This is a genomic window from Bradyrhizobium icense, assembly GCF_001693385.1.
Classification (GTDB): Bacteria; Pseudomonadota; Alphaproteobacteria; order Rhizobiales; family Xanthobacteraceae; genus Bradyrhizobium; species Bradyrhizobium icense.
Map to the genome: position 1 here is coordinate 7,499,836 of NZ_CP016428.1, position 19,494 is coordinate 7,519,329.

General features: G+C 64.1%; 20 protein-coding genes, 1 tRNA gene and 1 pseudogene. 9 read left to right on the forward strand and 13 right to left on the reverse strand.

The window, feature by feature from the left end; all coding sequences use genetic code 11:
• Nucleotides 1-26: 26 nt before the first annotated feature.
• Together groL and groES are read right to left on the reverse strand one after the other, a co-directional pair.
• Complete coding sequence (gene groL, locus LMTR13_RS34770; RefSeq protein WP_065731676.1) at nt 27-1,673, reverse strand: chaperonin GroEL; 1,647 nt, start codon at nt 1,671-1,673, stop codon at nt 27-29.
• Nucleotides 1,674-1,739: 66 nt separating this feature from the next.
• Nucleotides 1,740-2,054, reverse strand: coding sequence for a co-chaperone GroES (gene groES / locus LMTR13_RS34775; protein WP_065731677.1), 315 nt, complete (start codon nt 2,052-2,054; stop codon nt 1,740-1,742).
• Between the two features lie 344 nt (nt 2,055-2,398).
• Between groES and LMTR13_RS34780 the strand changes: the two genes are divergently transcribed.
• From LMTR13_RS34780 to LMTR13_RS34805, 6 genes are all read left to right on the forward strand, one after another.
• Nucleotides 2,399-3,916, forward strand: coding sequence for an AMP-binding protein (locus LMTR13_RS34780; RefSeq protein WP_065731678.1), 1,518 nt, complete (start codon nt 2,399-2,401; stop codon nt 3,914-3,916).
• A gap of 161 nt (nt 3,917-4,077) precedes the next feature.
• Nucleotides 4,078-5,049 (forward strand): S1C family serine protease, encoded by a 972-nt coding sequence (locus tag LMTR13_RS34785; protein ID WP_065731679.1) that lies wholly within the window; start codon nt 4,078-4,080, stop codon nt 5,047-5,049.
• A gap of 31 nt (nt 5,050-5,080) precedes the next feature.
• Complete coding sequence (locus LMTR13_RS34790; protein ID WP_065731680.1) at nt 5,081-6,154, forward strand: carboxylesterase family protein; 1,074 nt, start codon at nt 5,081-5,083, stop codon at nt 6,152-6,154.
• 119 nt (nt 6,155-6,273) lie between these two features.
• Nucleotides 6,274-7,614: a hypothetical protein gene (locus tag LMTR13_RS34795; protein ID WP_065731681.1), complete on the forward strand. Its 1,341-nt coding sequence runs from the start codon at nt 6,274-6,276 to the stop codon at nt 7,612-7,614.
• Between the two features lie 8 nt (nt 7,615-7,622).
• Entirely contained in the window at nt 7,623-8,477 is an 855-nt protein-coding gene (locus LMTR13_RS34800) for a COG3904 family protein (protein WP_065731682.1), read from the forward strand.
• A 53-nt stretch (nt 8,478-8,530) separates the two neighbouring features.
• Complete coding sequence (locus tag LMTR13_RS34805; protein WP_065731683.1) at nt 8,531-8,737, forward strand: hypothetical protein; 207 nt, start codon at nt 8,531-8,533, stop codon at nt 8,735-8,737.
• A 75-nt stretch (nt 8,738-8,812) separates the two neighbouring features.
• Here the strand turns inward: LMTR13_RS34805 and LMTR13_RS34810 are convergent, their stop codons facing one another.
• The 4 genes and pseudogenes from LMTR13_RS34810 to LMTR13_RS34825 form a co-directional block, all read right to left on the reverse strand.
• Nucleotides 8,813-9,487, reverse strand: coding sequence for a DsbA family protein (locus LMTR13_RS34810; RefSeq protein WP_065731684.1), 675 nt, complete (start codon nt 9,485-9,487; stop codon nt 8,813-8,815).
• Between the two features lie 31 nt (nt 9,488-9,518).
• Nucleotides 9,519-10,305, reverse strand: a pseudogene (locus LMTR13_RS34815) (sulfite exporter TauE/SafE family protein).
• A gap of 97 nt (nt 10,306-10,402) precedes the next feature.
• Nucleotides 10,403-10,867, reverse strand: coding sequence for a PaaI family thioesterase (locus LMTR13_RS34820; protein WP_065731685.1), 465 nt, complete (start codon nt 10,865-10,867; stop codon nt 10,403-10,405).
• Between the two features lie 3 nt (nt 10,868-10,870).
• On the reverse strand, nt 10,871-11,296 hold the full coding sequence (locus LMTR13_RS34825; protein WP_065731686.1) for an acyl-CoA thioesterase: 426 nt from the start codon (nt 11,294-11,296) through the stop codon (nt 10,871-10,873).
• A gap of 100 nt (nt 11,297-11,396) precedes the next feature.
• On the opposite strand from LMTR13_RS34825, the gene LMTR13_RS34830 reads away from it, so the two are divergent.
• Entirely contained in the window at nt 11,397-11,993 is a 597-nt protein-coding gene (locus LMTR13_RS34830; protein WP_083219352.1) for a TetR/AcrR family transcriptional regulator, read from the forward strand.
• A gap of 41 nt (nt 11,994-12,034) precedes the next feature.
• Here LMTR13_RS34830 and LMTR13_RS34835 read toward each other — a convergent pair whose 3' ends face one another.
• On the reverse strand, nt 12,035-12,523 hold the full coding sequence (locus tag LMTR13_RS34835) for a hypothetical protein (RefSeq protein ID WP_065731687.1): 489 nt from the start codon (nt 12,521-12,523) through the stop codon (nt 12,035-12,037).
• 248 nt (nt 12,524-12,771) lie between these two features.
• Here LMTR13_RS34835 and LMTR13_RS34840 point away from each other — a divergent pair, with 248 nt between their 5' ends.
• Nucleotides 12,772-13,857: an AbrB family transcriptional regulator gene (locus LMTR13_RS34840; RefSeq protein WP_418219736.1), complete on the forward strand. Its 1,086-nt coding sequence runs from the start codon at nt 12,772-12,774 to the stop codon at nt 13,855-13,857.
• A gap of 121 nt (nt 13,858-13,978) precedes the next feature.
• On the opposite strand, the gene LMTR13_RS34845 is transcribed toward LMTR13_RS34840, so the two are convergent.
• The gene (locus tag LMTR13_RS34845; protein ID WP_065731689.1) at nt 13,979-14,521 is read right to left on the reverse strand and encodes a disulfide bond formation protein B; all 543 of its coding nucleotides are present in this window, start codon (nt 14,519-14,521) and stop codon (nt 13,979-13,981) included.
• 172 nt (nt 14,522-14,693) lie between these two features.
• Between LMTR13_RS34845 and LMTR13_RS34850 the strand changes: the two genes are divergently transcribed.
• Nucleotides 14,694-14,778: transfer RNA gene (locus LMTR13_RS34850), tRNA-Leu, on the forward strand.
• Between the two features lie 164 nt (nt 14,779-14,942).
• Here LMTR13_RS34850 and LMTR13_RS34855 read toward each other — a convergent pair.
• From LMTR13_RS34855 to phnC, 5 genes are read right to left on the reverse strand one after another with little or no spacing between them, the layout of a single operon-like run.
• Nucleotides 14,943-15,821 carry a LysR family transcriptional regulator gene (locus LMTR13_RS34855; RefSeq protein ID WP_065731690.1) on the reverse strand — a complete coding sequence of 293 codons (879 nt, stop codon included), beginning with the start codon at nt 15,819-15,821 and terminating at the stop codon, nt 14,943-14,945.
• A gap of 1 nt (nt 15,822) precedes the next feature.
• Nucleotides 15,823-16,833, reverse strand: coding sequence for a phosphonate dehydrogenase (locus LMTR13_RS34860; protein ID WP_065731691.1), 1,011 nt, complete (start codon nt 16,831-16,833; stop codon nt 15,823-15,825).
• Nucleotides 16,834-16,843: 10 nt separating this feature from the next.
• Nucleotides 16,844-17,650 carry a phosphonate ABC transporter, permease protein PhnE gene (gene phnE / locus LMTR13_RS34865; RefSeq protein ID WP_065731692.1) on the reverse strand — a complete coding sequence of 269 codons (807 nt, stop codon included), beginning with the start codon at nt 17,648-17,650 and terminating at the stop codon, nt 16,844-16,846.
• Nucleotides 17,651-17,655: 5 nt separating this feature from the next.
• A complete protein-coding gene (phnD, locus tag LMTR13_RS34870; RefSeq protein ID WP_065733225.1) occupies nt 17,656-18,528 on the reverse strand; it encodes a phosphate/phosphite/phosphonate ABC transporter substrate-binding protein in 873 nt (290 codons plus the stop codon).
• Nucleotides 18,529-18,557: 29 nt separating this feature from the next.
• The gene (gene phnC, locus LMTR13_RS34875; RefSeq protein WP_065731693.1) at nt 18,558-19,316 is read right to left on the reverse strand and encodes a phosphonate ABC transporter ATP-binding protein; all 759 of its coding nucleotides are present in this window, start codon (nt 19,314-19,316) and stop codon (nt 18,558-18,560) included.
• Nucleotides 19,317-19,494: the final 178 nt, after the last annotated feature.

Consider the following 19,494-nt stretch of genomic DNA (forward strand, 5'->3'; position numbering starts at 1 on the left):
GCAGGGACGCGCCAATCACTCGCGAGCTAGATCTGGTAGTCCATGTCGGCCATGCTTGCACCCGCGCCTGGGACTGTCGGCGGGGCCTTCTTCTTCGGGAGCTCAGCGACCATTGCCTCAGTGGTGACGAGCAGGCCAGCCACCGATGCTGCATCCTCAAGCGCGGTGCGCACCACCTTGGTCGGATCGATAATGCCCTTTGAGATCAGGTTGCCGAACTCGCCGGTCTGGGCATCGAATCCGAAGGCGTATGTATCCCTGTCCAGGATCTGTCCGACCACGAGCGAGCCATCCTCGCCCGCGTTGATGGCGATCTGGCGGGTCGGCCATGAAAGCGCTTTCTTGACGATGTCGACGCCATAGCGCTCGTCCTCGTTGGTTGGCTTCAGTCTGTCGAGCGCCTTGACGGCACGGAGCAGGGGAACACCGCCGCCGGGCAAAATGCCTTCCTCGACTGCCGCACGGGTCGCGTGCAGCGCGTCGTCGACACGATCCTTGCGCTCCCTCACCTCCACCTCGGTCGCCCCACCGACACGGATCACCGCCACACCGCCCGCCAGCTTGGCGAGCCGCTCCTGGAGTTTCTCACGATCGTAGTCGGAGGTCGTCTCCTCGATCTCGGCCTTGATCTGGGCAATGCGGGCCTCTATGTCGGCCTTCTTACCGCCGCCGCTAACGATCGTGGTATTTTCCTTATCGATCCTCACATGCTTGGCGTGGCCGAGCATTTTGATGGTCACGCTCTCCAGCTTGATGCCGAGATCCTCGGAAATCATGGTGCCGCCGGTAAGGATGGCGATATCCTGAAGCATCGCCTTGCGACGATCGCCGAAGCCGGGCGCTTTCACCGCCGCGACTTTCAATCCACCACGCAGCCTGTTCACGACGAGGGTGGCGAGCGCCTCCCCCTCCACATCCTCGGCGATAATGAGCAGCGGCTTGCCTGACTGTACGATTGATTCGAGCAGCGGCAGCATTGGCTGCAGCCCCGACAGCTTCTTTTCGTGGATCAGAATGTAGGGGTCTTCGAGCTCGACCCGCATCTTTTCGGCGTTGGTGACGAAGTAGGGCGAGATGTAGCCGCGGTCGAACTGCATGCCCTCCACCACTTCAAGCTCGGTCTGCAGCGACTTCGCCTCCTCGACCGTGATTACGCCGTCGTTTCCGACCTTCTTCATGGCGTCGGCGAGGAAGCGGCCGATCTCCGCGTCGCCGTTGGCCGAAATGGTTGCGACCTGCGCGATCTCGTCATTCGAGGTGATTTTCTTGGAGTTCTTCTCGATATCTGCGACCAAAGCCTCGGCTGCAAGATCGATACCGCGCTTGAGGCCCATCGGGTTCACGCCTGCCGCGACGGCCTTGGCTCCCTCCCTGACGATCGCCTGCGCGAGCACAGTGGCAGTGGTGGTGCCGTCGCCAACCCGATCGGACGTCTTGGACGCTACCTCGCGCACCATCTGGGCGCCCATGTTCTCGAACTTGTCCTCGAGCTCGATTTCCTTGGCGACAGTGACGCCGTCCTTGGTGATGCGCGGCGCGCCGAACGACTTTTCGAGAACAACGTTTCGACCTTTCGGGCCGAGCGTTACTTTCACCGCATTGGCGAGAATGTCGACGCCGCGCAGCATCTTCTCGCGGGCATCGCCCGAGAACTTCACTTCCTTGGCAGCCATGGTCTTGCTCCCTACGATACCATTCCTCTTGATCATTCCTCTCTTGCTGATGACATCGGCGGGCGTTCACGCGGCCTTTCGACTGGTGCCGGCTTCGACCACCACGCCCATGATGTCGCTTTCCTTCATGATCAGATATTCGGTGCCGTCGATCTTGACCTCCGTACCTGACCATTTGCCGAACAACACGCGGTCGCCAGTCTGGAGGTCGATCGGAACGAGCCTGCCGCCCTCGTCGCGCCCTCCGGGCCCCACCGCCACCACCTCGCCCTGCTGCGGCTTCTCCCGGGCGGTATCAGGGATGACGATGCCTCCGGCGGTTTTCTCCTCCGCCTCGATGCGCTTGACGACTACCCGATCGTGAAGTGGACGGATTTTCATGTCCTCCTCCTACGCTGGATGTGGTGTTCGGCTGCAGTATGCGACCTAGGTGGATCAGCATTGCGCTTCAAGGCCTTCTGAAAAAAATGAAAGTTTGCCGGGGGGTACGCTGGCTCGGGAATGCTGGCGCGTTCTCCCAAGCAGGGTGCGGATGATTGGCGAGCCGGGTTCGAGAACGGGGGTCGATGGAATCCTTGCCAGCAGCATAGCGCTTAGGCTGGCGGTCGTGGCAATGTGGACGCCGCGCTCGACTTCAGCCAGAACGGCGGACCGGCCCGGGCAGTGAACGCCCCGTCCTTCGCAGTGCAAAAAAGCTTAGGGAAAGCCATGACTGGAGGACTCCAATGCTCATACCCATCGCCGACGTGCCGCGCTGGTATGCCGAACGCAAGCCGGCGGACACGATCGCGATCAGCCACGGCAACGACACGCTCACTTGGGCACAGCTCGAGCGCAACGCCAACCGCCGCGCGCGGGCCTTTGCCGCCAAGGGCGTCAAACCGGGCGATTTCGTCGCGATCGGGCTTCCCAACAGCAACGTGTTTTTCGAAACCACTTTTGCGGTGTGGAAATGCGGCGCCACGCCGACGTCGCTGACCTGGCGGCTGCCGCGCGGCGAAGCCGCTGCAGTGCTCGATATCCTGAAGCCTTCGCTGGTGGTCGGCGGCCAGGCGGACTGGAATGCGCCGAATTCGCTGCCGGCCGATTTCGTCCCCGAAGGCTTTTCGGACGAGCCGGTGAGCAATCCGGTCGCACGTTACTGGAAGGCGATGACCAGCGGCGGATCCACCGGGCGGCCCAAGGTGATCCTCGATCATATGCCCGCGGTGGTCGAGACGACGGCCCCCTCCGCGCTCGGTATTCCGCAAGATGCATCTCTGCTCAATCCTGGCCCGCTCTATCACAACGCGCCGTTCATCGTGTCGCACACCGCGCTGTTCAACGGCGGCCGCGTCACCGGCCTCGTCAAGTTCGACGCCGAGGAGACGTTGCGGCTGATCGAGAAGAGCCGCGTGCAATGGGTCAATTTCGTGCCGACCATGATGCATCGCATCTGGGCACTACCGGACGAGGTGCGCAACGCTTACGATCTTTCCAGCCTGCAGATCGTGTTTCACATGGCTGCTCCGATGCCGCCATGGCTGAAGGAGAGATGGATCGAGTGGCTCGGGCCGGAGCGCATCTACGAACTCTATGGCGGCACCGAACGACAGGGTGCGACGATCATCTCCGGTGCCGAATGGCTGACGCACAAGGGCTCCGTCGGCAAGATCGGCGACACCTGCCGCTTAAGGATCATCGGCGAGGACGGCGACGATGTGGCCCCGGGCGAGACCGGCGAAATCTATTTCCTGCCCAATGACGGCCCCGGTTCTACCTATCACTATCTCGGAGCCGAGCCGAAGCGCCGGCCTGACGGCTGGGAATCGCTCGGCGACATCGGCCGGCTCGACACGGAGGGTTACCTCTATCTCGGCGACCGGCTCGCCGACATGATCCTGCGCGGCGGCGCCAATATCTATCCCGCCGAAGTCGAGGCTGCGGTATCGGCGCATCCCGATGTGCGCTCCTGCGTCGTGGTCGGCCTGCCCGATCCCGAATTCGGGCAGCGCGTGCATGCGATCCTCGAGGTTGACCGAGATACCGATGCACAAGCCGTCGCCGACGGGATGGCTGCATTCCTGGCCGACCGGCTCAGCCGCTACAAGCATCCGGAAAGTTTCGAGGCCGTCCACATCGGCCTGCGCGACGATTCCGGCAAGGTTCGCCGCACGTTGCTGCGCGACGAACGCGCCGGCTGGCTGAAGGAGAACCGCGGTTTCCGGATCATGCCGGCCCGCGCGCGGGCAAACGTGGAATGATCCTCAAATTGGCCCTGGAACAATTGTGAATCTGCTCCCTTATGAGTCGCATGCCGGCTCATTTTGGGGGACACTTTCAAGACGGCCGTTTGCAGCATAGATTGTGACGAATTTCCCGCGCTTTCGCCCGAAACGCGCGCCGGCTCGCCAGGAGACCATCCATGCCCTCTTTGACCGAATGGAGAGTGCCGCCCGCCAACCAGCCGCGCCCGGGCGATTACACCTTCGATCTCGACAAGACGCTGTCGTCGGTGGTCGGTCTGCATTCGATCATTCCGCCCGATGCCTTCAGCGCCGAGACGCTCGGCACCGAACGCGCCGGCAATGGCGTCGTCATCGATGAAGGGCTGGTGCTGACGATCGGCTACCTCATCACCGAGGCGGAGGCCGTCTGGCTGCACCGCGGCGACGGCCGCGTGGTGGAAGGCCACGCGCTCGGCTTCGATTTCGAGTCCGGCTTCGGCCTGGTGCAAGCGCTCGGCGACCTCGATCTCGATGCGCTGCCGCTCGGTTCTTCCGCCGCTGCAGAGATCGGCGACCGCGTCGTGGTCGGCGGCGCCGGCGGGCGCACGCGCTCGGTCGCCAGTCAGATCGCAGCAAAACAGGAATTCGCAGGCTATTGGGAATATCTGCTGGATGAGGCCCTCTTCACCCATCCAGCGCATCCCAATTGGGGCGGCACCGGGCTGATCTCGAGCCGCGGCGAACTGATCGGCATCGGCTCGTTGCAGCTCGAACGCGAGCGCGAGGGCAAGGCCGAGCACGTCAACATGATCGTGCCGATCGACCTGTTGAAGCCGGTAGTCGACGACATCAGGAAGTTCGGCCGCGTCAACAAGCCGGCGCGACCGTGGCTCGGCATGTTCACCACCGAAATCGACAACCGCGTCGTGGTGGTCGGCATCGCCGGCAAGGGACCGGCGGCGCTCGCCGAACTGAAGACCGGCGACGTCATTCTCGCTGTCAATGGCGACAAGATCACCAGCCAGACCGGCTTCTATCGCAAGCTCTGGTCGCTCGGCAGTGCCGGCGTCGACGTGCCGCTCACGGTCTACCACGAGGGCCTCACCTTCGACGTAGTGCTGGCCTCGACCGACCGTGCCAAGCTGTTGAAGGCTCCGCGACTGCATTGAAACGCGGCTGTCTCAGAGCAAGGACTGTGTGATGAGCGAGGCCGTGGTGGACGACATCGTGACCGTGCTGCCGCCGCTATTGCAATCGTTGGAAGCCCTCGGCTTTGTTGCGCGTTATCTCCACCCACCGGATTTCGACCGTGTGATGCAGGCGGCGGGGCAACCGGATGGCGCCCTGCGTGCAGTTCGTCCGCGGCTGGAGCAATGGCCAGCCGGGTTCGCCGACATCAAGGTTCCGCTTGAGGCGGCGAGCGATGCTGCACTGGCCGCGTTCGCCGGTCTGCGCGTCGTCCAAGATGGCCAGGGCGATTTCGCCAGCCTGTTCCGTGCGCTGCGTTACGCGCCACGCGCGCAGGAGGCACTGTATACGCTGTCGTCGAAGTTGCCGCCGGTGAGCGAGTTCTTCATCGATCCTTCGCTGCGAGGAGAGGCGGATCTCGCGGCACGGCTCGCGGCGCCGGCAAATGAAAACACCGGCATCTTTCACAATCACAATGAGCCCGGCAGCCGAGGTGGCTTCTCGCTTTACGTGCCGGAATATTATACGCGAGAGCGCGCATGGCCGCTGGTGATGGCACTGCACGGCGGCAGCGGCAATGGCCGCAATTTTCTCTGGAGCTGGCTGCGCGATGCCCGCAGCCGCAGTGCGATCCTGGTAGCGCCGACGGCGACCGGCTCGACCTGGGCACTGATGGGCGACGACACCGACACACCGAACCTGATGCGCATCCTGGAATCGGTGCGCTCACGTTGGAACATCGATGCGCAGCGGATGCTGCTGACCGGAATGAGCGACGGCGGCACGTTCTGCTACGTGACGGGTTTCGAGAGCGCCTCGCCTTTCACCCACCTCGCGCCGGTGTCGGCGACATTTCATCCGCTAATGGCTGAAATGGCCGATGCCGACAGGTTGCGGGGACTGCCTATTCACATCGTGCACGGCCGGCTCGACTGGATGTTTCCTGTGCAGGTTGCGCGGCAGACTGCCCAAGCGCTGTCTGCCGCGGGTGCCAACGTCGTCTATCGCGAGCTCGACGATCTCAGCCACACCTATCCGCGCGAGATGAATGCGGAGATATTGCAATGGCTGAACGGTCAGGCCTGACCACCGACGACACCGCGGACACAATCTCGTCTGAATTTATCTCTACGAGTAGAACAACTTAGCCAACAACGTGGGGGCGTTGATCAGACCGGTTCATTGCAACCGCGACAGGATACGTCATGTCCTCGAACAACGGCCTCGGCGCTCCGGCGACCCCCGCGCGTGCCTCCAATTCGCTGCTGCTTTCGAAAGGCGTCACGCGCCTCGAAGTCACGCTGAAGCTGACGACCGCGATCCTCGCGCTGGCCGCCGGCGTCTACACCTATCTCGGCGTCCGCGAACTGCTCAACGGCAGTCCGACCATGGTGTTCTTCGCAGCGGTCATCTATTCGGTGGCCGTATCGGTCGGCATTTACGCCTTCTGGATCTTCCTGATGCAGTTCATGCCCCACGTGGTGGACCGCCGCGGCCGCGGCCTGATGTTCGGCTGCATGCTGCTGGGCTCGCTGATGATCGTGGCGATGTCATCCTGGCTCAACGCTTCGGCGCTGGCAGGCGCGGCGGCAATCCAGCAGCATCTCGCCATCACCGTGCAGAACTACACCCGCGACCTCGATACCGCCAACAGCAACGCCATCGCAGCACAAGGCTTGTTGCCGGATATCCAGCTCGCCTCATCGCGGTTCGCGAAACTGGCCGACGCCGAGCGCGCTGGCTCGCTGACCGGCACCGCCGGGTCCGGCACTGTGGTGCAGCTTCTGACGCAGATGTCCGGGCAACTCGACGGTCTCGGGCAGGAAGTTCAGGCGTCGGCCAAGCGCGTCTCGGCACTGTTCGAGCAGGGCGGCAAGCATCTGGCGAGGATGCGAGAATTGATTTCCGACCGCGGGCCGATCTCGACGCGCAGCGATGCCTTTGCGACGGAATCGCTGGCGCTCTCCGGCGTGATCGCCAACCTGCAGCAGACCTCGGTGGCGCCCGCCGTCAAACGCGCGGCGGCGTCGCTGTCTTCGGGCTTCATCGCGCCCGCCGCGGGCGGCCGCACGGCCGATCTCGCCGACCGGCAAACTGCCGTGGTCGGCAAGGTCGAGAGCTCGATCGCGGCGCAAGCGGCTTCGCTCGCCGATGCAGCCGACAAGATCCTTGCTTTGCCGCGTGTCGAGCCGGCGCGATTCCAGACCTTGTCGCCGGCCGAAGCCGTGCTTCGCTATGCCGGCGATTTCATCCCGAGCTGGGCCGGCGCGATCTCGATCGATCTGATGCCGGCGGTGCTGGTCCTGATCCTGTGCGTGGTGCACGCTGCGATCCGGCGCGAGGGCCTTCCTGCGTTCAGCGCGTCCGACATGACCGCGGGCGAACTGGTCGCGGCCCTGCAGATGGCCCGCGAAGTCGAGGGCGCGCGCCGCGTGGCGCCACGCGAGACCGGGAACGAGGTCCCGGTTCAGGAGCGGGCGGCCGACACGGCAACGGCGGCCGACGAAAACGTCACCCCGCTGTCCACGGCGCGGCATACCAAGTAGGTCTCGCCATGCAGCCATCGGCGACGCTTCAACAGCGCGTTCAAGCCTTCCTTGCAGCCAACCCCGACGAGACGATCCTGCGCTGGATCTTTCGTAGTGTCGTCACCGTCACGGTCGCGGTGCTCGCAGCCGATCTGGCCGACATGAACGGATGGATCGACAATGCCCATCCAGCGACGGAGGTAAGGCAGGATACGCCTTCGCTGAATGTTCCCGACGTCGCGCCATCAATCGTGGCGCCTCTCGCGCCGGGCGGTGACAAACGCCTGACGCCGCGGCCGCAAGCAGATGGCGCGATGGCCAAGCCGATGACCTTCGAGCTGATGGGCGGCGGCAAGCTGATGGCGACCGGCACGATCACGCCAGGGATTTCGGATGCATTTGCAGCCGAGGTCGCCAAGCGCGGCGACTACATCAAGACGGTGGTGCTGAACTCGGCGGGCGGCTCGGTCAGCGATGCGTTGGCGATGGGACGGCTTATTCGAGAGCGCAATTTCGCGACCGAGATCGAAGCCGGCAAATACTGCGCCTCATCCTGCCCGCTGGTGTTCGCCGGCGGCGTCGAGCGCCGGGTCGGCGACAAGGCCATCGTCGGTGTGCATCAGGTGGCGGCGCTGGGGACCACAACGGGCCTGCCGCGCGACGAGATGAACGTGGCGCAAAATATCTCGGCGCGGTGCCAACGCTATCTCGGCGACATGGGTGTGAACCTGCAGGTCTGGGTGCATGCGATGGAGACGCCGCACGACAAGCTTTTCGTCTTTAAGCCCGATGAATTGAAGTCGCTCAACCTGGTAACGGCCACAGGAGCGGTGCCTTCCGCCACGGCGCCCCGCCCTGCGCCGCCGAAGGTGCGATCGTAGATCGGGAACCATACCTCGACCTCCGCGTTAATGACCGGTCACGGAGGTATCGCATGCGGACGTTTGTCGGAATGATTTTGGGTGCGCTGCTGCTGGTTTTCGGCGTCTACGTCTACGATTCCATGCGGACGTCGAGCGTCGCCAGCGGCCAGGTCGCGCAAGCCAACCGCACTCTCGTCAACTGGGATGTCGCAGCAGAGGACTGGAAGGCGCTGAAGACGCGTGCCCATGACGATTGGGTCAGGATCTCGTCGCGATAATTCTTGATAATTTCCTGGCGAGATCATCGCAACATGCAAACGCCGTCGTCCCGGACGACGGCGTTTTGATGCGCGTTAATTGCTCTTCTTCGCCTTGCGCGCGTCGGCAATCACCATCTCGAATTCCGCCATGGTCAGGATCCCCGGCACGCGGAATTTGCCGACGATGAAGGACGGCGTCCCCTTGAATCCGAATGCCACCGCCTGATCGTGGTTGCGGGCCAGAATGGTGTCGATCGCCTTCGCATTCGTCGTGAGGTCGCGGTTGAGGCGATCCATATCGACGCCGGCGCCCGCCACCAGTTCGCGGATGCGCGGTTCGGTCAGTTTCGAACTGACGCCGATCAGCGCCTCGTGCGCGGCCATGTACTTGCCTTGATACTTGGCGGCCAGTGCCATCCGTGCCGCGAACCTCGAGACCTCACCCAGGATCGGCCAGTCCTTCAGCACCAGGCGGACCTTGCCGTCGTCCTGCACCACCTGCTGGATCTCGGGCGCGATCTTGCGGCAATATGGGCAGTTGTAGTCGAACCATTCGACGATGTTGATGTCGCCGTCCAGATTGCCGGTCGCGGGCACGTCGGGGTCGCGCAGCACCAGCGCTTCCGTCAGGACGTCATCGCCTTGCGCGAACACCGGACGTGACACGGCGCTTGCGCCGAGCACGGCCGCGCTTACGCCGAGCAAGCCAAGCGCTTGGCGCCGCGTAGGCCCCGGAATGGTCCCGGCCGGATTGTTCGATCGCTTCATCTGGGTCTCGCGAAGGGCTGCATTTTCATGTCTACGGCTGAGATAGGGATATGTTACGCGCCAGCATATAGAGCGCCACGGCAATAATGACCACGGCGAACACGATATTGAGCGCGCCGCGGCGCTCGGCAAGATGCCGCGCCGAGCGCGTGCCGGCCAATCCGCCGGCGAGGCCGCCCGCCACGAACAGCCCCGCCAATGCCCACGACACCAGCCCGGACCAGGCATAGCTCGCGGCCGTGGTCAGACCGAACGCGGTGACTGCGACCAGCGAGGAGGAGACCGCGTTCAGGATCGGCATGCCGGTCGCCAGCATCAGGGCCGGCACGATCAGGAATCCGCCGCCGATGCCGAAGAATCCCGACACCGTCCCGGTGGCGAGGCCGAGGCCGACGATAGCCGGCATGTTCGCCATCGAGACCTTGACGTCAGGCAGGCCGATCCGCGACCGCGTCTTCAGCATCAACAGCGCGATGACGATCATCACCAGCGCTGAACAGCGCCAGCAGTTTTTGGCCGTCCATCATCTTGCCGAGGATCGATCCGCCGAAGGCGCCGGCCATGCCGGCGGCGGCGAAGATCAGCGCGCAGGACCAGACCACGGTGCCGCCGCGCGCATGGTTGGACAGATTCATCGCGGCGTTGGCCGCCACCGCAATCGCGCTGGTGCCGATCGCGACATGGGGCTCCGCCACGCCGACCACATAGACCATCAGTGGCACCGCCAGGATCGAGCCGCCGCCGCCGACCAGGCCGAGCGAGAACCCGACCAGCATCCCCGACGCCAGTCCCAGCACGCCCTGCGCGGAGGAGATGATCAAGTTGAAAGACTCTGTTGCACGGCAAGACCATAGAAGGATTTTCTGCAAATCGCCATGGCTGCAGCACAAAGCTGCACTGCAATACATCGGCCGGTCAGGCCGCGACGTGCCCCCTCTCCTCGCGGCTGGTCAGCGCCATCAGTGTGCCGGTCATCGTCGCGATCAGGGTTTCCTTGCCGTCGTGCGCCGCATAGGCGCGGGCCTCGCATACCGTCAGCGTGCGGCCGGGCTTGACGACGCTGGCGCGGAAGGCGAACCGCTCGCCGCGCGCCGGCGCCAGCAAGTTGGTCTTGAATTCCACGGTGAGAATCCCCGCGCCCGGCGGCATCAGCGTGAAGGCGGCAACGCCGCAGGCATTGTCGAGCGCCGCCGTAATGATGCCGGCGTGGATGAAGCCGTGCTGCTGGGTCAGTTCGGCCGAATAGTCCATCGCGAGATCGACCTCGCCCGGCTCCAGCCGCGCGATCGAAATGCCGAGCGTCTTCATCGCGCGCTGTTGCTCGAACATGTCGGTCGCGAGCGCGCGGTAGTCCGGGTTCTTCGGCTGGTAGCGCGACATCGGTCAAGCCATCGCCGGTTCGAGATGCCGCATCGCGGCGTCGCGGATTGCGGGCGCGAACGGGATCGACTTGCGCGCCTGCCGGTCCAGGTGGACGCCGACCGATTCGCAAGTCGCGGCGATCTCGCCGGTCTCGACGTTGCGCATCTCGTGGACGAAGCGGATCGACTTGTCGCGAATCTCGAGCATCCGGCTCCTGACCTCGACGATGTCGCCGGCGAGCAGTTCGCGCCTGTAGGTGATGTTTTGCTGCACGGCGGCCATGCCGCGGCCGGAGCTGCGCAAGTACGATGGCGTCAACCCGAGCCGGGCGAACAGATTCCAGTTCGCCTCGTCGAATTTTCCGACATACCACATGATGTTCATGTGCCCGACATGATCGCATTGCCAGGGATAGACCGTGCCGCGATAGGTCGCGTCCGTCTCCATCGCTTTCTCCCGCTGTTTTAGTTATCCTGATACGGTAGCGTATCAGACCGTTCCCGGGTTAGCAATACGGCACCGTATCAACACCCGGTGAGAGCGGACCATGAGCGATGGCAAAGGAGAGGCGCGAACCGGAGACGCCCGCGCCGGCGAGGTTCGCCACGAGAGCTGGATCGAGGCCGGTCTTTCGGAAATCGCCCGGACCGGCGTCGAGGGCGTGCGGGTCGAAGTGCTGGCCAAGAACCTCGGCGTCACCAAGGGCGGCTTCTACCGCCGCTTCCGCGACCGCACGGCGCTGCTGGACGCCATGCTGCAGCACTGGAGCGCGGGCCGCATCGCCGCGATCGAGAAACAGACCAGCCTCGATGGCGCCACCGCCCGCCAGCGGCTGAAGGCGCTGATCGCGCTCTATTCCGAGCGCATGAACACCGAAGGCATGGCGGTCGAGCTGGCGATCCGGCAATGGGCCCGCTCCGACGAACTGGCTGCCGCAGCCGTCGCCAGCGTCGATGCCGCGCGGTTGCAAAATGTCGGACAACTCTATCGGGCGACGGGACTTGCAGCCGAGGAGGCCGACGCGCTGGCTTTCCTGTTCTACAGCTTCGTGTTCGGCCAGAGCTTGCTGTTCCTCGAATGCGGCCAGCGCAAGCGCGCGCAACTGGTGGCGAAGTCGGCCGAAACGTTGCTCCGCGAAATATAGGCGCGGCCGAAACCTCCGGCCGCGCCCTCGTCGACTGCTGGCTAGGCCGAGCCCTTCAGCTTCTTGTTGCATTCGCTGTAATAGCCGCCGCCCTTCTGGACCCACCTCATCCCGCCATTGGCGTTGGCGGCCTTGTTGGCGTTGTACTGATCGAGGCAGGTGTGGAAGCGCTGCTTCGTCGCCGTCTCCTTCGAATATTTTGCATCCACGGCGGACGGATAGACTGCAGGACCCGACGGCGCGGCAGGCGCCGCAGCTTCCTTGGCTTCCTTCTTGGATTCCTTCTTGGCGGCTTCCTTCGGCTCCGCGGCGGGTGCTGCCGCGGCCGCCGGAGCGGGTGCAGCGTCGGCGCCGCACTGGGCTTTCCGGAAGTCGTTCCACTTCTGGCCGCCGAGCGTTCCGGCGGCCTTCGCGGCCTGGTATTTGGCGCTGCATTCCTGCGCCGTCAGCGCATTCGCCTGCGAGCTCATCGCAAACGCAGCCAATGCCGACAGCGCACACGCGCCCAGTATTTTTGCTTGGATAGTCATCCCTGGTCTCCTTAGAGCAGTCATCTGCGGCATCCATCCTAGCGCAACCACAGCTTGCGACAACGTATCGGACGATCCCTGCGATAAAAATTTTCTGGCGCCGAACAGGCGCAAACTGGCGTCGCATTCAGCCAGCGTTCAGCCAACACGGCGCGAGGTTTGTGCAGGGATTGTGCAGGCGTCCTCGCTGCATTGCTGCAATCGCCTGGCGCATTTGTCCGGTGCAGGCGGATTTGCCATAAGGCGGCGTGAGCCTGATCCCCGCATCGATATCCTCCGCCATGGCCGACCGCGCCAAGATTCTGGGCACGCTCGAGACGCTCGCCATCGGCGTCGCCGGCGGCCTGCTGTTTCTGTGGCTCAACCTGCCGGGCGGGTTGATTTCCGGCGCGATGGCCGCGGTCGGCTTCGCCGCGCTGGCAGGGCGGCCAGTCATCATGCCGGCGATCCTGACGCAGAGTGTGCTGGTGCTGCTCGGCATCACGCTGGGCTCGCTGGTGTCGCGGCAACTGATCCAGCACATGAGCGCCTATCCCCTGACCATCGGGCTGTTGGCGCTGGCGACGTTCTGCTCGACCTTCGGCTCGAGCTTCTATCTGCAGCGCGTGCACGGCTGGGACCAGACCTCGGCGCTGCTGGCGGGGAGTCCCGGCGCGCTGTCGCAGATCACGATGCTCGCCGCCGAGAAGGGTGCCGATGTCGCCGCGATCGCGGTGGTGCAGACCATGCGCGTGATCATCCTGACCGCCGCCCTGCCGCTGCTGCTCGCGCTGACCGGCATTGCGCCGACGGCACCGGCGGAAGTGACCAGCCTGACCGCCTCGCCGCTCGAACTCGCCGTGCTGGCGGCGGCTGCCGTCGGCGTCGCGCTTTTGTTGCGGCTCGCCAAATTCCCGGCGAGCTGGATGTTCGGCGCGATGATCGCCTCCGCCGCGCTGCACGGCACCGGCCTGATCGAGGGCGGCCTGCCGCCCTGGATGCGCGGCGTGGCGCTGGTCGGCATCGGCGCCGTGATCGGCACGCGCTTTGCGCGGATCAAGAAGTCGACGCTGCTCAGCCACATCAATGCCGGGCTGGGCTCGTTTGCGGTCGCGATTCTGATCTCCGCCATTTTCGTCACGGTGATCATGCTGACCACCCATGTGCGCTTCGCTGACGTCGTCGTGGCCTTTGCACCCGGTGCGATGGATGCCATGCTGGCGCTGGCGCTCACGCTGCATATCGATCCGATCTTCGTCGGCGCCCATCATCTGTCGCGCTTCGTGTTCGTCTCGATCACGACGCCCGGCATCGTGCATCTGTTCGGCCGACCGCAGGAGGACGTGGACGATTAGGGCAGGCCGATTTTCCAACGGCCTATGCACTGGTCGTCCCTGCAGGGATCCATAGCCACCGCTCGTCGAGAGCTACGATTGGGGATGGACGGTGGGAACGCTAATCGCGCCTTTACCCACCCTACGAGACGACCCGCCTGGCCGACACGATGCCCCACACGGCGATCACCGCCATCGCCAGCGAGATCAGCACGTTGTAGCCGGCAAGCGAGAGCCCGAGAAAACGCCACTGCACCTCGTCGCAGCGGATCACTTTCACCGTGTCGAGGCGCTGCAGCAGCGTGCCGGCGCTGCCGAGATCGGCGATCGGCCCGGAGCAATCTGTCGGGCCCTGCCAGAACTGCCACTCGACGCCGGCGTGATAGCCGCCGAGCCAGGCATTGGCGAGAGCTGCGAGCAGAAGCACCGCAAATCCGGCCAGCACGACCTGCCGCGGCGCCCGGCGCGAAGCGGCAAAGGCGATCAGGAGGCCGAGCGGCAGGGCCAGATAATAGGCGTAACGCTGTTCGAGGCAGAGCGGACAGGGGCGGATATCCAGCACGAGCTCGAAGAACCAGGCGCCTGCCAGCGTCGCCGCGGCGACGACCGCGATCGCCAGCGCCGCAACGACGGCCGGATCGGCGGCATGGCGCGCGTGCGACGAATGGACGGCATCTGACGTCACGGAATGTTCTCCGGAGCATGGGACCATGCTCGAAATAGGCATCAGCCTCCTATCCCGCCACCGCCCAGGTGTCGAGAAGCACCACAATCACTTCCGCGCGGGTTGACCCGGAAGCGCCGCCCGCTATATTCCGCCGGCTTCGCCGCACCGGCCTTCCGGCCCGCGACCGAAGGCCCCTGTGGCGGAACTGGTAGACGCGCTCGACTCAAAATCGAGTTCCGCAAGGAGTGCTGGTTCGATTCCGGCCAGGGGCACCACGCTTCGCCCTCGCGGGCTATGCGTGGCGCAGCCCACGCAGAACCTCGAGGACGAAGCGTGTCCGGGGAAGTTTGAGTCTGCGGAAGCGAAGACGGGCAGCCTACGCTGCTATCGCAGCTTCGGCTCGACAAGCCGCCGGCCAGCGAAGGCTAGGTTGCGAAGGCTAGGTTGTAATGCCGCGCTCCCAGCTCAGCGACGCCTCGAACATTGCCCTCGCCGGAGCCGTAGGCGGCAAGGCCTCCGGAACGATCAGCTTGATCTCCTTTTCGAGTTCGACCCCTTCAATTCGAAGCGCGACGAGCTGCTCTGTGACAACTTCGTCAGCCACCGACGCTTCCATGACAATCGATGCACCGTAGCCGGCGCGGACCGCGCGCTTGACGGCCTCCGTATTCCCGAAACCGTCGATGATGTTCAGAGATTTCGCGAGCGATCCCAGTTGACGGCGCAGGAGATAGCCCGTTCCGGTACCGGATTCACCGCCCAGCAGCGGTTCGCCTTGCATTTCAGCCACGGACACGGCCCCAAGCCCGGCCCAGCGATGATCAGGTCCGACGATGATGACGAGCGGCTCCCGTCTCCAGGTGCGCGCGGTAAAGCCCGGCCTGCCGTCCCACCATTCCATCGCTGCAAGATCAGCCTCGCCCCGTTCCAGCCGGGCGACGACATCCGAGTTCGATCCAATCCATTGTTCGACGGGAATGCCCGCACTTTGCCGAAAGGCTGCAATGTGAGGCTGCAACAAATAGGTGCCGACGTTGCTCGATGCGGCCAGACGCAGCGCGGGAAGGTGAATCAGGCTGCGCACGCGCGTGGCGGTCTCGACCAGCGAGCGTGCGAGCGGAAGGAAGCGCGCGCCTTGATCGGTCGGCATGGCGCCGCCGCGCTGGCGTACCACAAGCGGCGCAGCCAAGACCGCCTCCAGTTGGCGGATGTGATCCACGATGGTGGAAGGCGCCAGATCGAGCTGGCGCGCCGCCGCACGAACGCCGCGGGCGGCGATCACCGTGACAAACGAGCGAGCATGGGTCAGGTTCAGCATTTCATGCGGTCAATGCAGGATTTCTTGTGCGCGCCGGCCTGTTGATGAGCCCGCCAGGCACCTTGCCGGCCAGCGCCTCGATGATGCTGGTCGCAGCGGCCAACTCGATCTCGCGCCGCACCGACGTCACGGCCGATCCGATGTGTGGCGTCAACACGGTTCGGGCGCCCGGCCGCGTCAATCTTGCGTCGATCGCTGCTGGCCGGTCGGGCCGCGCCCAATCCTCGCATTCGAAAACGTCGGCGGCATATCCCCCGAGCTGACCGCGCTCGAGCGCGTCGGCTACGGCTGCCTCATCGACGAGCGAACCGCGCGCGGGATTGACGAGCAACGTCCCGCGCCGCATCCGCCCGATCGCCTCGGCATTGATCAGACCGGTGGTAGATTCGGTCAGCGGCAGACCCAGCACCACGAAGTCGGCGACCTTCAATAGGTTCTCCAACGCCATCGCCTCGACGCCGGGGCTCTCGAACGGCTCGGCGTCATACGCAATGATGCGACAGCCGAATCCGGAGAGGCGGCGTGCGATGGCCTGACCGACCCGGCCGAACCCGACAATCCCCACCGTCGAATTGCTGATACCCGTTCCGTAAAGCTGGGGCCGCCAGCCAGCGAATCCCGCTGCACGAATTCCTGCATCGCCGGCCGGAATATGCCGCCCGAGCGCGATCATCAGTCCGATGGCCAGTTCAGCCGTCGGCTCGGTGAGAAGGTCCGGCACGATCGTCACCTGGACACCACGTTCGCGTGCCGCATCGACATCGATATTGTCATAGCCCTTCAAGGCGGCGCCGATGACTTTCAGGTTTGGGCATTGCGCGAGAAAGGCGCGATCGACGCAATCGGTCATGAATGCCATGAGCCCGGCCGCTTCCCTGCAGCGTTCGATCACCTGGTCATAGCTCCATGGCTCGGGCTCATCGTTTGCAACGATGCGCGCAACACCTTCGAACATGGCGCGGGTCTCGGGGAACACCCGGTTTGTCAGCACAATGAGCGGCAATTCTGTCATCGGGAGACTATTACTTGAGCGATTTTCGCAAGTACGCGCCGACGGTATCGACGATGACGACGCAGGCGAGGATCGAAAGCAGGATGGCCGACACCTGATCGTAGTTCAGGAGGCGAAGCGCCGAGATCAGTTCGAAACCGATTCCCCCTGCGCCAACGATGCCGAGCACGGCAGAAGCCCGGAAATGATATTCCCACCGGTAGATCGTGACGTCCGTGAGCTGCGGCAGGACTTGCGGCAGAACGGCGTGCTGAATGACCTGCAACGGCGTCGCGCCCGCAGCGCGAGCCGCTTCCAGCGGCTTGGGATCGACATGTTCGATTGCCTCGGCATAGAACTTGCCGACCATGCCGACCGAATGCAGCGCCAGCGCAAGGACGCCCGGCAGCGCGCCAAAGCCGACCGCTGCGACAAACAGAACGCCAAGGATGATCTCCGGCACCGAGCGCAGGAAGGCGAGGAACGTCCGCACCGCCAGATAAATGGTTGGGTGCGGGCTGGTATTGGGCGCAGCCAAAAGTGCGAGCGGCAGGGAGAAGACCACGGCAAGCGCGGTGCCGGCGATCGACATCGCAAGCGTATCCAGAAGCGGCCGCAGCCATGATTGCCAGCGGCTGAAATCTGGCGGCACCATTTCCGAGGCCAGCGTACCGATCGCCGGCCCGCTTTCCAGAAACCGTTGCGCGTCGAAGAAGCCGGTGGCCGCAAGGGCTGCGACGCACGCGGCGACGATCAGGCCGACGAGGCCCACCCCGCGCAAGGCGGAGCGGCGTTGCTCTTCAAGGATGGCGTCGAACGTGTGCGAAACCGATTTCATCTTTTTTACAGCTTGGCTACGTCGAGCTGGAGCACTTTCGCCATGTCGCGCAACACGTCGTAATCCTTGTCGGTTGCGGTCGCGATGGCTTCAACGCGGAATAGCTTGAGGATGGTGGGGTCCTTCAAGTCCAGGAACGCCCGCTTGATGGCGTCCTTGAGTTCGGGTTTCAGAAAACCTTGCACCGTTAGCGGGTAGTTCGGAATGGGTTCGGACAATGCGAGCTGCCGGATCCTGGTCGGATCGATTTTCTTGGTCTCGACCAAGACGCGATAAATCTGCTCCGAGAGAGCGCCGGCTGGCACCTGCCCGGCCGCGACGGCCCGCGCGACCGCATCGTGCTGGCCGAGATGGACAACCTTGTAGTCTGCATCGCCGATCAGCCCCTGCCTGGCGAGAAGGGCCCGCGGCGCAAGATGGCTCGACGTGGAAGCCCTGTCGCCGAATGCGAACGGCTTGCCCTTGATGTCGGCCAGTTCCTTTACCGGGCCATCCGCGGTGGCGATCAGGATCGACTGGTAGTTGGGCTTGCCCTTTTCGACACCGACACCGAAGGGCTCGATGTCGGGTGCCTTCGACTTGGCAAGCACGTAGGAGAACGGACCGAAATAGCCGACCTCGATGCGGCCGAACCGCATCGCCTCGATCATCGACGAATAGTCGGTGGTGACGATGATCTCGACGGGCTTCTTCAGCACTTCCTCGAGATACCTCTTGAGCGGCTGTGCATTCTGAATGATCGTCGATGCGTTCTCGTCCGGCAACAGCGCGATCCGCAGCTTGTCGGGGCTGGTCTTGTCGGCGGCAAATACCGGAGCGGCGAGCGCGCAGAGGCCGGCCGCGGCCGAGCCGACAAGAAAATTGCGGCGTTGTATCATCGATTTCTCCATCCAGATTGACGGCTCGACTAAGCCGCTTTGGCCAAGGCTTTGCGTTCCGTCGCGTAGATATGATCGAGCGTGGCCGAGCCGAGTTGATCCGGCGCGCCTTCGAAAGCGATGCGCCCCTGTGCCAGCCCGATGATGTGATCGGCGAACTGGCGTGCCAGATCGACCTGATGCAGGCTGACGATCGCGGTGATGCCATCCTCGCGGCAAATCCGATGAAGATCCTCGAGCACCTTGACGGAGGTGGCGGGGTCGAGGCTCGCGACCGGTTCATCGGCGAGCACGATCTCCGGCTTCTGGGCCATGGCGCGCGCGATACCGACGCGCTGCTGCTGTCCGCCGGAAAGCTGGTCGGCGCGGTCCAGCGCTCGGTCGGCAAGGCCGACCCGGTCGAGCGCCTCCAGCGCCAGCAGCCGGTCGGCGCGTGGCAGCGGCAAAATCGACCGCAGGACGCTGTGTGCGGCAAGCCGTCCCGTCAACACGTTGTCGAGCGCCGATAGCCGGCCGATCAAATGATGTTGCTGGAACACCATACCGGTCCGTCGCCGATGCGCGCGCAAGTGAGCCCGGCTGGAGAAAATCGATCCGCGTCCTTCAACGCAAACCTCACCGGAAGTCGGCCGCACGAGCCCATTGAGGCTGCGCAGCAACGTCGATTTTCCTGCGCCTGAAGTGCCGAGAAGAACGATGAATTTTCCCCGCTCGAAGACGGCTGTCGTCGGCCGCAGCGCCACGACGCCGTTGGGATAGGTAACCGTTACGTTCCGGAGCGACAACATATCGGATCTCGCAGGCTGTTCGCCAATTCCGAACAATGATGGTCATTGTTCGCTTAGTCCGACTATCAACTGTCCATGACGTGGGGATGACACACTGCCCAAGGCGGGCCAATGCCTGACAAGCCGACCGAGCTTGACGGAACGCACTCGACTCAAAACGCGGTTTTGGGATCGCTGG